This is a genomic window from Burkholderia sp. LAS2 (assembly GCF_018417615.1).
In the GTDB taxonomy this organism is placed as follows: domain Bacteria; phylum Pseudomonadota; class Gammaproteobacteria; order Burkholderiales; family Burkholderiaceae; genus Burkholderia; species Burkholderia sola.
This window is the reverse complement of sequence record NZ_CP071053.1, coordinates 1,090,199-1,103,957: the sequence shown is the minus strand read 5'-3', so window position 1 is coordinate 1,103,957 and position 13,759 is coordinate 1,090,199. Positions and strand designations below refer to the sequence as shown.

Annotated in this window: 12 protein-coding genes; 1 reads left to right on the top strand and 11 read right to left on the bottom strand. The window is 67.9% G+C overall.

Annotated elements, in window-relative coordinates:
* The 5 genes from mhpT to JYG37_RS25325 all read right to left on the bottom strand — a co-directional run bounded on the left by mhpT (window position 1) and on the right by JYG37_RS25325 (window position 6,416).
* Entirely contained in the window at window positions 1-1,206 is a 1,206-nt protein-coding gene (gene mhpT, locus JYG37_RS25345) for a 3-(3-hydroxy-phenyl)propionate transporter MhpT (protein ID WP_050013421.1), read from the bottom strand.
* A gap of 211 nt (window positions 1,207-1,417) precedes the next feature.
* Window positions 1,418-3,331, bottom strand: coding sequence for a feruloyl-CoA synthase (locus JYG37_RS25340; RefSeq protein ID WP_213346144.1), 1,914 nt, complete (start codon window positions 3,329-3,331; stop codon window positions 1,418-1,420).
* Complete coding sequence (locus JYG37_RS25335; protein WP_213346143.1) at window positions 3,328-4,776, bottom strand: aldehyde dehydrogenase; 1,449 nt, start codon at window positions 4,774-4,776, stop codon at window positions 3,328-3,330. The genes JYG37_RS25340 and JYG37_RS25335 overlap by 4 nt, the downstream gene beginning before the upstream one ends.
* Window positions 4,777-4,847: 71 nt before the next feature.
* On the bottom strand, window positions 4,848-5,678 hold the full coding sequence (locus tag JYG37_RS25330; RefSeq protein WP_050013424.1) for a p-hydroxycinnamoyl CoA hydratase/lyase: 831 nt from the start codon (window positions 5,676-5,678) through the stop codon (window positions 4,848-4,850).
* 234 nt (window positions 5,679-5,912) lie between these two features.
* The gene (locus tag JYG37_RS25325; RefSeq protein WP_050013425.1) at window positions 5,913-6,416 is read right to left on the bottom strand and encodes a MarR family winged helix-turn-helix transcriptional regulator; all 504 of its coding nucleotides are present in this window, start codon (window positions 6,414-6,416) and stop codon (window positions 5,913-5,915) included.
* 252 nt (window positions 6,417-6,668) lie between these two features.
* Between JYG37_RS25325 and JYG37_RS25320 the strand changes: the two genes are divergently transcribed.
* Window positions 6,669-7,073 carry a hypothetical protein gene (locus tag JYG37_RS25320; protein ID WP_213346142.1) on the top strand — a complete coding sequence of 135 codons (405 nt, stop codon included), beginning with the start codon at window positions 6,669-6,671 and terminating at the stop codon, window positions 7,071-7,073.
* Window positions 7,074-7,178: 105 nt separating this feature from the next.
* On the opposite strand, the gene JYG37_RS25315 is transcribed toward JYG37_RS25320, so the two are convergent.
* From JYG37_RS25315 to JYG37_RS25290, 6 genes are all read right to left on the bottom strand, one after another.
* Window positions 7,179-8,081, bottom strand: coding sequence for an SMP-30/gluconolactonase/LRE family protein (locus JYG37_RS25315; RefSeq protein ID WP_213346141.1), 903 nt, complete (start codon window positions 8,079-8,081; stop codon window positions 7,179-7,181).
* 50 nt (window positions 8,082-8,131) lie between these two features.
* The gene (gene araH / locus JYG37_RS25310) at window positions 8,132-9,151 is read right to left on the bottom strand and encodes an L-arabinose ABC transporter permease AraH (RefSeq protein WP_050013427.1); all 1,020 of its coding nucleotides are present in this window, start codon (window positions 9,149-9,151) and stop codon (window positions 8,132-8,134) included.
* Window positions 9,152-9,182: 31 nt separating this feature from the next.
* Window positions 9,183-10,730, bottom strand: a complete 1,548-nt coding sequence (araG, locus tag JYG37_RS25305; protein ID WP_050013428.1) for an L-arabinose ABC transporter ATP-binding protein AraG — start codon at window positions 10,728-10,730, stop codon at window positions 9,183-9,185.
* Window positions 10,731-10,751: 21 nt separating this feature from the next.
* Window positions 10,752-11,765, bottom strand: a complete 1,014-nt coding sequence (locus JYG37_RS25300) for an arabinose ABC transporter substrate-binding protein (protein ID WP_050013429.1) — start codon at window positions 11,763-11,765, stop codon at window positions 10,752-10,754.
* Window positions 11,766-11,861: 96 nt separating this feature from the next.
* Window positions 11,862-12,791, bottom strand: a complete 930-nt coding sequence (locus JYG37_RS25295) for a Gfo/Idh/MocA family protein (RefSeq protein ID WP_050013430.1) — start codon at window positions 12,789-12,791, stop codon at window positions 11,862-11,864.
* Between the two features lie 25 nt (window positions 12,792-12,816).
* Window positions 12,817-13,746, bottom strand: coding sequence for a dihydrodipicolinate synthase family protein (locus JYG37_RS25290; protein ID WP_050013431.1), 930 nt, complete (start codon window positions 13,744-13,746; stop codon window positions 12,817-12,819).
* Window positions 13,747-13,759 lie beyond the last annotated feature (13 nt).

Genomic DNA, 13,759 nt, shown 5'->3' with positions numbered 1-13,759 from the left:
TCAGTCGTCGGCTTGCGGGCGACGAATCAGCACGAATGCAGCGAAGGCCGCGACGAGCGTGACGGGGATGCTCGCGCCGATCACGACCGGCGCGCTGCGGCCCGCGGCCAGCAGCGTCGCGGCCGCGAGCGGCCCGACGACGGAGCCAAGCCGGCCGACGGCCACCGCCGCGCCGACGCCGGTGCCGCGCATCGCGGTCGGGTAGTAGATCGCCGCGAGCGCATACAGCACCGACTGCCCGCCGACGACGAACATCCCCGCCGCGAACGCGGCCGCCGCGAGCGACGCGAAACCGGGCGCGGCCGCGAGCGCGGCGAGCGACAGCACGATCCCGACATACATGCCGCCGACCACGCGCGACGCGCGCATCCGGTCGAGCGCCGCGCCGATGCCGAGCGCGCCGAGCCCCGCGCCGACGTTGAACGCGATCTGCACGAGGCCGACGTGTGCGCGATCGAGCCCGCGCGAAGCCATCAGCGACGGCAGCCAGTTCAGCAGGAAGTAGAGGACGATCAGCGTGCAGAAGTAGCTGACCCACAGCGCGACCGTCGACGTCGTGCGCCCGTCGCCGAACAGCGTCTTCCCGACGCTCGTGCGTGATGCCTGCGTGCCCGCGACGTCGAGATACGCGCGCGATTCCGGCAGGCACCACACGAGCAGCGGCACGAGCAGCAGCGGGCCCACGCCGCCGACGTAGAAAATGTGCCGCCATTCGGTGTCGCCCGCGAGCAGCACGCCGATCACCGACGCGATCACGCCGCCGAACGGGATCCCGCAGTACATCGTCGCGACCGCGCTGCTGCGCGAGCGCGGCTCGACCGCTTCGGACGACAGCGCGATCAGGTTCGGCATCGCGCCGCCGAGGCCGATGCCGGTCAGCACGCGCACGACGACGAGCATCGCGAACGTCGATACCTGCGCGGTCGCGATCGACAGCAGCCCGAACAGCACGACCGATGCGATCAGCACACGCTTGCGGCCGATCCGGTCGGCGAGCCGCCCGCCGAGCATCGCGCCCGGCAGCAGCCCGAAGGTGCCCGCGCTGAACGCGATGCCCATCTGCGACACGGACAGCCCGAATTCGCGCGCCATGCGCGGCGCGGCGACACCGACCGACTGCAGGTCGAGCCCTTCGAGGAGAGCGATCGCGAAACACAGCGCGAGCGTGGTCGCGACCGTGGATTTTTCGGCAACGTAAGTGTTCATGTCTCCATTCCCATGTCTTTGTAGTCGGTCGGCCCTGCAACGGCCGCCGCGCGCCGCCGCCGGCCAGTGGCGGTTCGGCGCGCGAGGTGTCGTATGAACGGCCGCCTTTATCAGGCAACCTGATTCACTGGCCGAAAAAATGCCTGCCGGTGTCGTGGCCGGCCGGTCGTTGTGCGTGCTGCTTACCGCTGCAACTGCCCGTGCGTGCTGCTTACGCGTAAATCACGTCGGGATCGCGTCGCGCCGGGTCGTACAGCGCGTCGATCGTCGCCGCGCGATGCTTCTGCACGGCCACCTGGTTCAGCGAACCCTTGTCGGTCACCTCGCCGAGATCGAGCGACGGCGGCGTGTCGATCAGCCGGATCCGCGCGACGAACGTCGACCCGCCGCTCGCGTTGCGGTTCAGCGCGGCGAGCCACGCCGCGAACGCCGCGCGCACGGCCGGCGCGCGCAGCACGTCGGTCACGGATGCGTCGGCCGCCAACCCCGCCAGCGCACGGCACGCATCGACGCGCGGGAACACCAGCAAGCCGATGTCGTCGCGATTGATCCCGGTGACGACCACGTCCTGCACGTACGGCGCGCCGGTCGACACCGCATTCGCGCGCAACGGCCCGACGCTGACGAACGTGCCGCTGCTCAGCTTGAAGTCCTCGGTCAGCCGCCCGTCGAACAGCAGCCCGAGTTCCGGCCGCTGCGGATCGGCAAAGACGCCCGCGTCGCCGCTGCGGTAGTAGCCTTCTTCGTCGAACACGTCGCGCGGATCGACGTCCGCATGCCAGTAGCCGCGCATCACGTTCGGCCCCTTGAAGCGCAGTTCGTGCTTGCCGCCGCACGGCACGAGCTTCGCGTCGCAGCCGGGCGCGGGCAGCCCGATATAGCCGGCGCGCATCAGCGGTCCCGTCGTGAACAGGCACGACGGCGACGCCTCCGTCATCCCGAGGCCGGCCATGATCCGGATGCGCTCGCCGCAATGCGCTTCGGTCACGCGGTCGAGCCGGTCCCATGCGGCCTGCGACAGCCCCGCGCCGCCGAAGAAATACAGCTTCACGCGCGAGAAGAACGTGTCGCGCAGCTCGGCATCGCGTTCGAGCGCGGCGGTCAGCTCTTCCCAGCCCTTCGGCACGTTGAAGTAGATCGTCGGCGCGATCTCGCGCAGGTTGCGCACGGTTTCGTCGAAGCGGCCGGGCATCGGGCGGCCGTCGTCGATATACAGCGTGCCGCCGTTGTACAGCGCGATGCCGAGGTTGTGACTGCCGCCGAACGTGTGATTCCACGGCAGCCAGTCGACCAGCACCGGCGGCTCGCGCGTGAGTTCCGGCATCGTCTGCCGCAGCATCTGCTGGTTGCTGCACAGCATCCGGTGCGTGGTCGGCACCGCCTTCGGCTGCTTCGTCGAACCGGACGTGAACAGGATCTTCGCGAGATGGTCGGGGCCGACCGCCGCGTGGATCGCGTCGATCGTGCGCGGAACGGTGGCGAGCAGGCGCGACAGCGGCACTGCGCGGCTCTCGACATCGGTTTGCGCATCGGCGTCGCGGGCCACGATCAGCGTTGCATCGGCCGGCAACGTCGCATCGAGCGCACGCGCGAACGGCGCACGTTCGGCGACGAACACCGCGCCCGGCCGCAGCACGCCGAGCGTGTGACGCAACTTGCCGTAGTCGGTCGACACCAGCGAATACGCGGGCGAGATCGGCGAATACGGCACGCCGGCCAGCATCGCCGCGAACATCATCTGCAAATGCTCGAGATCGTTGCCGGACAGCACCGCGAGCGGACGCTCGGCCGACAGCCCGAGATCGACGAGACCCTGGCCGAGCACGCGCGCGCGTTCGAGCATCTGCGCGTACGTGATCTCGATCCAGCGGCCATCGGCGCCGCGCCGCGCGGCCAGCACGCGGTCGGGATGCGCGTGCGCGCCGCGCACGAGGCAGTCGGTGATGCGCGTCGGGTAATCGCCGAGCGGCTCGCGCGAGCGCAGGTACCAGGTACCGTCGTCGGCGCGGCGAATCTCGGCCGCGCCGACCGCGACGGCGGCCGCGCGGTAGCGCACGGCGTCGGCGTCGGCGTGTTGGCCGACCTGAAGCGGCGCCTTCTCTGCATTCATCGTCGGCTCGCTCATATCGGGTAGTGGCGCGGCGCGGTCTGCACGGTGATCCAGCGCAGCTCGGTGAATTCGGCGATCGACGCGCGGCTGCCGAAGCGGCCGTAGCCGCTCGCCTTCGTGCCGCCGAACGGCATCTGCGCTTCGTCGTGCACGGTCGGCCCGTTGACGTGGCAGATCCCCGATTCGATCCGGCGCGCGACCGCCATCGCACGTGCGATATCGCGGCTGAACACGCTCGCCGACAGCCCGAATTCGCTGTCGTTCGCGAGCGCCACCGCTTCGTCGTCGCTGTCCGCACGCAGGATCGCGACGACCGGTGCAAAGGACTCCTCGCGATAGAGCCGCATGTCGCGCGTCACGCCGTCGACGATCGCCGGCTGCATCGTCGCGCCTTCCACACGGCAGCCGAGCGGCAGTTGCGCGCCAAGCGCACGCGCATCCTCGACCAGCGACGCCGCGCGCGCGGCAGCCGACGCATCGACCATCGTGCCGAGCGCATGACCGGCCAGCGGATCGCCGGCGACCAGCGCGCGCGCCTTCGCGGCGAGCCGCTCGACGAGCGCGTCGGCGATCGGCCGTGCGGCGATCACGCGCTCGGTCGACATGCAGATCTGCCCCTGGTTGAAGAATGCGCCGAACGCGATCGCGTCGACGGCCGCATCGAGATCGGCATCGTCGAGCACGAGCACCGGCGCCTTGCCGCCGAGTTCGAGCAGCACGGGTTTCAGGTGCGCGGCCGCGTGGCGCGCGATGATGCGGCCGACGTGCGTCGACCCGGTGAAGTTGATCCGCTTCACCTGCGGATGCGCGATCATCCGCTCGACGAGCTCAGGCGCATCGGCCGCCGCGTGCGTGATCACGTTGACCACGCCCGCGCCGAGCCCTGCCTCGTCCAGCACCGCACCGATCAGCGCATGCACGCCGGGGCACGCCTCGGACGCCTTCAGCACGACCGTGTTGCCGCAGGCGAGCGGCATCGCCAGCGCCCGCGTGCCGAGGATCACCGGCGCGTTCCACGGTGCGATGCCGAGCACCACGCCGCACGGCACGCGCATCGCGAGCGCGAGATTGCCCGGTACGTCGGACGGGATCACGTCGCCGGCGATCTGCGTCGTCATCGACGCGGCCTCGCGCAGCATGTTCGCCGCGAGCGTCGCGTTGAAGCCGAGCCAGGCGGGCGTCGCGCCGGTTTCGGCGACGCCGGTCGCGATGATTTCGTCGATGCGCGCGTCCATCAGGTCGGCCGCCTTCAGCAGCCGGCGGCGCCGCTCGGTCGGCGCGAGTGCCGCCCACGCGGGGAACGCGCGATGCGCGGCGTCGATCGCCGCGTCGGCGTCGGCCACGCCGGCCGCCGGCGCGCGCGATGCGAGCGCGCCCGTCGCGGGGTTGAAGCGGTCGAAGGTGCGGCCGTCGCGGGCGTTGCACCACTCGCCGCCGATCAGCATCCGTCTGTCGGTCATGTCGTCTCCTGCCTTGCCTGTCTCTTGCGATTACGCCGGCGGGGAAGCCGGCGGCTGCGTCCGCGCTTGTCTCAGCGCTTGTATGCCTGCAGGCCCGGCTTGATCGTCTTGTCGTCGAGGAACTGCTTCAGCCCCTGTTCGCGGCCGCGCTCGGGGTCGCGCAACTGCGCCTGGTCGAGCTTCGCATACAGGTAATCCTCGCACTGCTCCCACGTGAGCTCGCGCGAACGCTTGAAGCCGTGTTTCGCCGCGCGCAGCACCACCGGGTTCTTGTCCATCAGCCGCGCGGCGAGCGCGATCGTCGCGTCGCGCAGCCCGGCGAGCGGCACGCTGCTGTTCACGAGACCCATCTCGGCCGCTTCCGCGCCCGTGAACGTGTCGCCGGTCATGATGTAGTGCAGCGCGCGGCGATGCCCGACCGTGTCGGCCATCGCCTTGCTGACGAGGTTGCCCGGCGGGATGCCCCAGTTGATCTCCGACAGCCCGAACACCGCTTCATCGGCCGCGATCGCGAGGTCGCACGCGACGAGCGGCGAGAACCCGCCGCCGAAGCACCAGCCGTTCACCATCGCGATCGTCGGCTTGTTGTACATCCGCAGACGGCGCCACTGCCATTCCGACGCGTCGCGGCGCACTTTTTCCTGCAGCGCGTCGGAACCGCCGTCGATCTCGCGGAAATATTCCTTCAGATCCATGCCGGCCGTCCACGCGGCGCCCGCGCCGGTCAGCACCAGCACCTTCGCCTCGTCGTCGAACTCGACCGCGTCGAGGACTTCCAGCATCTCCCTGTTCAGCGTCGGGCTCATTGCGTTGCGCTTCTCGGGGCGATTCAACGTCACCCACGCGATGCCGGCCTCCACTTTCACTTCAACGGTCTGCCAGCGGTTGTCGTACTTGCTCATGTCTGTTCCTGTCGTTCGTTTCCAGTGCGATTCGGTGCGCAGCATCCCTGCTGCGGACGACTTCATTTAATATCAGGCTACCTGATATTGCAAGCGGCACGAGCGCCGGTGTAAACCCGGAGCGGAACGCGGGGAAAGCGACGGGAAATCGGGGAGCGGTCGGGAGGCCGCCGATGGCGCGTACGAAGCGAGCGCGGGCCTGGCAGGCCCGCGTCGTGAAAACCGGGGAAGCGGTCAGCCGCGCAGGTTGCGCGAGAACAGTTCGAGCGCGCGCTGCACGTGCGCGGCGTCGTCGGCCGGGATGTCGCCGAGCATGCGCTTTTCGAGCGGGCGCAGCACGGCTTCGCATTCGCGCAGCATCGCCGCGCCCGCATCGGTCAGCGTCAGCAGGATGATGCGGCCGTGCGACGGGTCGGCTTCGCGCGTGACGAAACCGCGGGCGGCCATCACGCTCATCACCTCGTTCGCCGACTGCGGTGTGATCCACGAGCGCTCGGCCAACTGCGCGTTCGACGATGCGCCGCGCGCCTCGAGCACCGACAGCGCCGTGTACTGCGCGAGCGTGATGCCGAGCGGCGCGAGCGCGTCGGTCATGTGGCGGCGCAGCAGCCGGTCGAGGCCGCCGATCACGTAGGTCAGGCGCTGTTGCACGCGCGGCTTCGGCTTGTCGGCCGGCGTGCGGGCGACGTTCTTCGCGGCGGGTTTCGAACGGGCGGGCTTGGTCGGGGTGGAACTCATGGCGCGGGCTGGGTGGAATTGCGGGCCATCTTACCAGCAGGTGGGGGGACGGACGCATAGTCGCGACATCACGCTTAACGTCCCTCCATGTTCTCAGTTGCCTCGTATAAGTACGAAATTACCGGTCCGCACATCCATTAAATTACCAAAAACAATCGATTCTCATCTTGAAAATGGTTCGTCACTTCGTGATGGGGTAAAAGAATAGTGACTGCAATACTGGAACCAACAATGGTTAATACAGGAAGAAATATGCAGACCAGCCTCACAAGAATCACTGAGCTAGCCATTCTTGTGTTTTTGCTGATTGGTTTTTCCATTCATATGACCAGACCAAATTATGGTCAATGTGATTTTTTTGAAAAAGAACTGAATGGAGGGAAGAAAGAATTTGGAGGTGTGGAATATTACGCAAAGTTGTGTGGAGCGAATGCCCGGAATGGGCATGAAGTGAGGCTTCAGCTTTTTGACGGAACTGGGGAATTGCGCGCTCGACGCTATTTTTTATACTACGTAAATTCGGCGACTGAGCGAGAACTGGTAGAGGGTGTCGGCGGAATCGTATATTACGATAGCTCGAGCAGCGATGTGATGCAGTTAATTGCGATTCCGCCTACCAAATGGGATTGGATTCGCGCCCGACTACCTTTATTTTAATTGTCGTGATTGAGTGTGAAAGAAAAAAAAGCCCCCGAGCCTTCACAAGTCGGGGGCTTTCGTTTTGCCCGCTGGCCGATAGAACCTGCCGTCCACACCCGCCATTCATCCAGTATGTGTCCCCGCAAACCGCGCGGTCGGCAGCCCCGCATGCCGCGTCTGCGCGACGAACACACCGCCCGCGTGCGCGTCGCTCGCCAGCGCATCATCGCTCAGGCCAACACGTGCACTCGTCACATACAACCGGCCGTCACCGTCAATCGCAACGCAGCTCGGCTGCGCGGTCGGCACCGCCACGCGGTCCGTCTCGACGCCATCGGGCCCATAACGCACTACCCGCCGCCCACCCCACTGCGCATTCCACAGCCCGCCGTCGCGATCGACGATCGAGCCGTCCGGATCGCCATCGACATCGGTCAGCCGCGCGAACGACCGCACGTTCGCGACGTCGCCACCCGCCCGGTAATCGCACACAAAAATCTCGCGCACCAGCGAATCGCAGAAATACATCTTCGTGCCATCCGGCGAGAACCCGATGCTGTTCGCGATCGCGGCCGCAGGCAACGCAAGCCGTTCGAGCGTCAGATCGGCATTGAGCCGGTAGAACCCGCCGACCGCTTTCGGCGGCTCGCTGCCTTCGTCCTTCATCCCGAACACGAACGCGCCGGAACCGTCGCAGCGCCCGTCGTTCAGCCGCGTCGGCAGCTCGGGTTCGACGTCGACGATCCGCGTGAACGCACCGCTACGCAGATCAAGGAACGCGAGATGCGTAGCGAGCCCGACGAGCAGCACGTCCGGCTCGTCGGTCAGCGCAAAGCACGCGAGCCGCTCGGGCATCGCCCATTGCGCGAGGTCCGAACCGTCCGCGCGGCAGCGCCACAGTTGCGCGCCTTCGATGTCCACCCAGTACAGCGCGTGCGTCCTGTCGCACCACGTCGCGCCTTCGCCGAGCGTGTTGCGGCTGTCGGCCAGCAGCGTCGCCGCCGTGCCCGGATGAGTCTGTTGCATGCCGTCTCCCGATATTCGTCGTATTTGCAGGCGGCCGCGCGTGGTCGAAATCAGATCTTCATCGCGCGCCGCTGGTTGCGACGATACTGGTCGAACAGCACCGCGAGCAACAGAATTCCGCCGCGTATCAGATATTGGTAAAAGGTCGGCACGTTCAGCAGGCTCATCGCGTCCTGCACGGAGCCCATGATCAGCACGCCGACCAGCACGCCGGAGATCGTCGCGACGCCGCCCGTCAGCGACACGCCGCCGAGCACGCACGCGGAAATCACGCCGAGCTCGAGACCGACCGACGTCTTCGGGTCGCCGAGGCTCATCCGCGACGCGAGCATCACGCCGGCGAAGCCGGTCACGAGCCCCTGCAGCACGAACACGGCGATCTTGATGCGCATCACCGGCAGCCCCGCGAGCAGCGCGGCCTCGCCGTTGCCGCCGACGGCCAGCACGTTCTTGCCGAACACCGTCTTGCGCAGCAAAAAGCCGAACACGACGAAGCCGACGATGTTGCTCCAGATCGGAAACGAGATGCCGAGGAACGACCCGCCGCCGAGATCGAAGAAGCGCTCTTCCGAGATCATCACCGCGTCGCCGTTCGACGTGATGAATGCGAGCCCGCGCACGACTTCCATCATCGCGAGCGTGACGATCAGCGAGTTGATCCGGTAGCGCGCAATCAGCACGCCGTTCACGAGCCCCACCGCGCCGCCGGCGAGCACGCCGGCCGCGACGCCGAGCACGATGCTGTGCGTCGCGGTAATCAGCGTCGATGCGACCACACCCGAGAACGCGACGATCGACGCGACCGACAGGTCGACTTCGCCGAGCGCGAGCACGAACATCATCGTCACCGAGATCGAACCGATCAGCGTGACCGATAGCAGCAGGCCCTGGATGTTGCGCGGCGTGAGGAAGTCCGGCACGGTCAGCGACAGCGTCGCGAACAGCACCAGAAACACCATCACGATGCCGGAGCGGTTGATCAACTGCCACACGCCGCCGCGCGCGCGCGCGGGCACGGCGGGCGTATCCGGGGAGGGGGAAGTACGTTGGGGTTGCATTGCCTGGCTCATAACGTTTGCTTTCCAGTTTGACTGCGGGCCGCTAGCGCGGCAGCGCGAGCTTGATCAGCGCATCGGGCGTCGCCTGCGCCTTCGCGACCTCGCCCGCGATCCGTCCTTCCTTCATCACGACGATGCGGTCCGACACGCCGATCACCTCGGCCAGATCGCTCGACACGAGGATCACCGTGCGGCCCGCTTCCGCGAGTTCGTAGAACAGGTTGTAGATTTCGGCGCGCGCGCCGACGTCGATGCCGCGCGTCGGCTCGTCCATCAGGAACACGTCGATGCGCTCGGCCAGCCAGCGCGCGAGCACGACCTTCTGCTGGTTGCCGCCCGACAGCGCGCCGATCGGCGTTTCGCCGTCGCGGGTCTTGATCGCGAGGCGCTCGATGTATTTCTGCGCGAGCTCGCGTTCGCGCCGCCCGTCGAGCAGCACGCGCGCCGGGCTGAAATGACGGCGCGCGCTGATGTTGAGGTTGTCGGCCACCGACGCGATCGCGACGATGCCTTCCTGCTTGCGGTCTTCCGGGCACAGCGCGATGCCGGCACGCACCGCGTCGCGCGGGCTGCCGAACGCCACCCGCTTGCCGTTCAGCTCGACGTGGCCGACGGTCGGCCGTACCGCGCCGTACAGCAGCTTCATCAACTCCGAGCGGCCCGCGCCGACGAGCCCGAAGAAGCCGACGATCTCGCCGCGCCGCGCGGTGAACGACACGGACTCGGCCAGCCCCGGCCCCGCCAGCCCCTTCGCTTCGATCAGCACGTCGCCGGCCGGGCGCGGCCGGTAGCCGTACACGTCCTCGATCGAGCGGCCGACCATGCAGCCGATCAGCCGGTCGCGGTCGAGATCGGCGACGGAATCGAACGTGTCGATGCGGCGGCCGTCGCGAAACACCGTCACGCGGTCGCACAGTTCGTACACTTCCTCCATCCGGTGCGTGACGTAGATGATCGCGCGGCCTTCCGCGCGCAGCGCGCGGATGATCCGGAACAGTTGCGTGGTTTCGCGTGCGGACAGCGAGCTCGTCGGTTCGTCGAACGCGATCACGCGCGCATCGCGCATCAGCGCCTTGCCGATCTCGATCATCTGGCGCTGGCCGATCGACAAATACTTCACCGGGATGCCCGGATCGATGTGCTCGCCGAGCCGCTCCAGCGCATCGAGCGCGCGCGCGGCGAGCGCACGTTCGTCGACCACGCCGAGCCGGCTCGGCAATTGCCCGAGCATCAGGTTTTCCGCGACCGTCAGCTCGGGCACCAGATGCAGCTCCTGGTAGATGATCGCGATGCCGGCCTCGAGTGCCGCGCGCGTCGACGCGAAGCGCTGCGCCGTGCCGTTCAGCGTCAGCGTGCCGGCCTGCGGCTGGTTCACGCCGGACAGCACCTTCAGCAGCGTCGATTTCCCCGCGCCGTTCTCGCCCATCAGCCCGTGCACTTCGCCCGCGCGCACCGACAGCGACACCGCGTCGAGCGCACGCACGCCCGGAAACGTCACGGTGATGCCGTCGAGCGCGAGCAGCGGGCCGTCCGGCGGCGTACCCGCTTCGGCGTCGTGGCCGGACACGGCCGTCATCGTCTGCATCGTCATCGCGTTCTCGCCTCGCCCCGCTCAGATACCGAGTTCGGCGCGCACGGCCTGCCAGTTCGCGCGCGTCATCAGCTTGCCGCTCGTCTGCGTGTCGGCCGGCGGCGTCTTGCCGTTGCGGATCCAGTCGACGAGGTTCTGCGTGCTGTCCTTGCCGTGGTTCGTCGAGCTGACCGCGATCGTCCCGTAGAAGCCGGTCGGCTCCTTCTTCTGGAACTCGGCGAACGCCTCGCCCGCGCCGTTGATGCCGACGCCGATCACGTCGGCCGCCGGGATGTGCAGCTGTTCGGTCGCGCGCACCGCGCCGAGCACGGTTTCCTCGTTCAGCGCGTAGACCACCCATTTCTTCACGTTCGGATGGCGGGCGAGCACGGGCGCCGCCGCGCTGAAGCCGCCTTCGTCGTCGGTCGTCTTCTGCGGCGCGTCGAAGATGTTCTCCTTGCGGAAGCCGTTCGCGAGCAGCGCCTGCGTCGCGCCGTCGGTGCGCAGCTTCGCGGTCGGCAGCTCGTAGTTCGTGATCCGCAGCGCGCCGACTTCTTCCGGCTTCCAGCCGCGCCGCTTCATCTCGTCGGCGATCGCCTGGCCGACCTGGTTGCCGATCTTGGTCGCCGACATCCCGAGGTGCGGCACGTTCGGCAGCGGCTTGCCGCTCGAATCGACGAGCTGGTCGTCGACGGTCACGAACTTCATGTTGTAGCGCTTCGCGCGCGACGCGATCGCCGGCCCGAGGCGCACGTCCGGCGCGCAAATCACGAAGCCCTGCGCGCCTTGCGAGCCGAGGTTGTCGATCGCGGCCAGCACCTTCTCGCCGTCGGGCGTGCCGATCTTCACGACCGAGAAGTTCTCCTTCTGGCCGAGCGCGGATGCCGCATTCTGCTCGTTGATGAACCACGCCTGCTCCGGCATCTTCACGAGGAAGCCGATCTTCAGCGGCGCATCGGCATGCGCGGCGCCCGTCATCCCGAGCGGCGCGATGCAAAGCGCGGCCAGCAGCGCGCGCAGGGTGTGTCGACGGATCGTGTGAGTCGTGCGGTTCATGGTGTCTCCTTGGTATCGGCTGATGCCGTGATGCGTGTCGAAATATCAATCAATCGTCGCGTGCGCTTCATGCTTCATGGCGAAGCGCACGCAGGTTCAGCGGCCGAACGCGTCGGTCTGCACGCGCCGGCCGAACAGGAAGGCATCGGCGACGAGCCGCAGCGGCCGCACGTCGACGTCGCTTTCTCCACGCGCGATCAACGCGTGGAAATGCGCATACAGCGCCGGGTATTCGCGCTCCGGCCCGATCTCGACCGGCTCGCCCGCGATCGACAATTGCGCGCCGCCGCGGCTGATCGCGAGCACGCCGTCGGCCGTGTCGACCGCGATCTCCCATTGCTCGACCGGGCCATGCCGCCAGTCGAATTCCGCGCGCACCGGTACGCCGTCGGTATCCGCGCAATCGAGTTCGGCCGCGATCGGCATCTGCGCGTCGCTCGGTACGATCAGCGTCGCCTCGCGCAGCACCAGCTCGCGCGGCAGGATCCGCGTGACGATCGACAGCGCGTTGATGCCCGGATCGAACACGCCGAGGCCGCCCGGCTCCCAGATCCACTGCTGCCCCGGATGCCAGCGCCGCACGTCTTCCTTCCAGCGCACCTGCACCGCGCGGATCGTGCGTTGCGCGAGCCATGCACGCGCCGGCTCGACCGCGCTCGCGCAGCGCGAATGCCAGGTCGCAAACAGCGTGAGGCCACGCTCGCGGGCCAGCGCGTCCAGCGCCGCCACTTCGCCGAGCGTCGCGCCCGGCGGCTTCTCGAGCATCACGTGCTTGCCGGCTTCGAGCGCCGCGCGCGCCTGCGCGTAGCGCACCTGCGGCGGCGCGCACAGCGACACCGCGTCGAGCTCGGGCTCGGCGGCCAGCAGCGCGTTCAGATCCGGATAATTGCGCACGCCGTTGACTTCTGCGTGACGGCTCGCGCAGGCAGTCAGCGCGAAGCCCGGTTCGGCGGCGATCGCCGGCAAATGCTGGTCGCGGGCGATCTTGCCGATCCCGACGACACCCAGCGAAATTGGATGGCTCATCGTGCGTCTCTCCTTCGCGAATCGCTCAGCGCGCCCAGCGCAGCACGAGCGGATCGAGCCGGCGCGCGATCGCGAGCAATTCCGCGCGCGTGTCCGGGTGCAGTTCCGGCATCGGATGCCGCGGCCGCTCGCACGCGATCACGCCGCCTTCGCGCATCAGCGCCTTCGCGGTGAGGATCCCGGATTGGCGGTTCTCGTGATTGATCAGCGGCAGCCACGTCTGGTAATGCGCGAACGCATCGTCGTGGCGCCCGTCGCGCCATGCTTCGAGGATCGGCCGGATACCGTCCGGGAAGCCGCCGCCCGTCATCGCGCCGGTCGCGCCCGCATGGAGGTCGGCGAGCAGCGTGATCGCCTCCTCGCCGTCCCACGGCCCCTCGATCGCGTCGCCGCCGAGCCGGATCAGCTCGCGCAGCTTGTTCGCCGCACCCGGCGTCTCGATCTTGAAGTACGCGACCTGCTCGATCTCGCGGGCCATCCGCGCGAGGAACGGCGCGGACAGCGGCGTGCCGCTCGCCGGCGCGTCCTGGATCATGATCGGGATGTCGATCGCATCGGACACGCGCGCGAAGAAATCGAAGATCTGCGCTTCCGGCACGCGAAACGTCGCGCCGTGATACGGCGGCATCGCCATCACCATCGCCGCGCCGAGCTGCTGCGCGCGCAGGCTGCGCGCCGCGCAAACCTGCGTGCTGTAGTGCGACGTCGTGACGATCACCGGCACGCGGCCGGCGACGTGTTCGAGGATCGTGCACGTGAGCACGTCGCGTTCGTCGTCGGTGATCGCGAACTGCTCGGAGAAGTTCGCGAGGATGCACAGCCCGTCCGATCCGGCGTCGATCATGAAGTCGACCGCGCGCTTCTGGCTCGCGAGGTCGAGCTCGCCGGTGTCGGAAAACGTCGTCGGAACGACGGGGAAGATGCCGCGATAGCGCGGTGTGCTGCTCGATGTCATGGTGGGTCCTGCG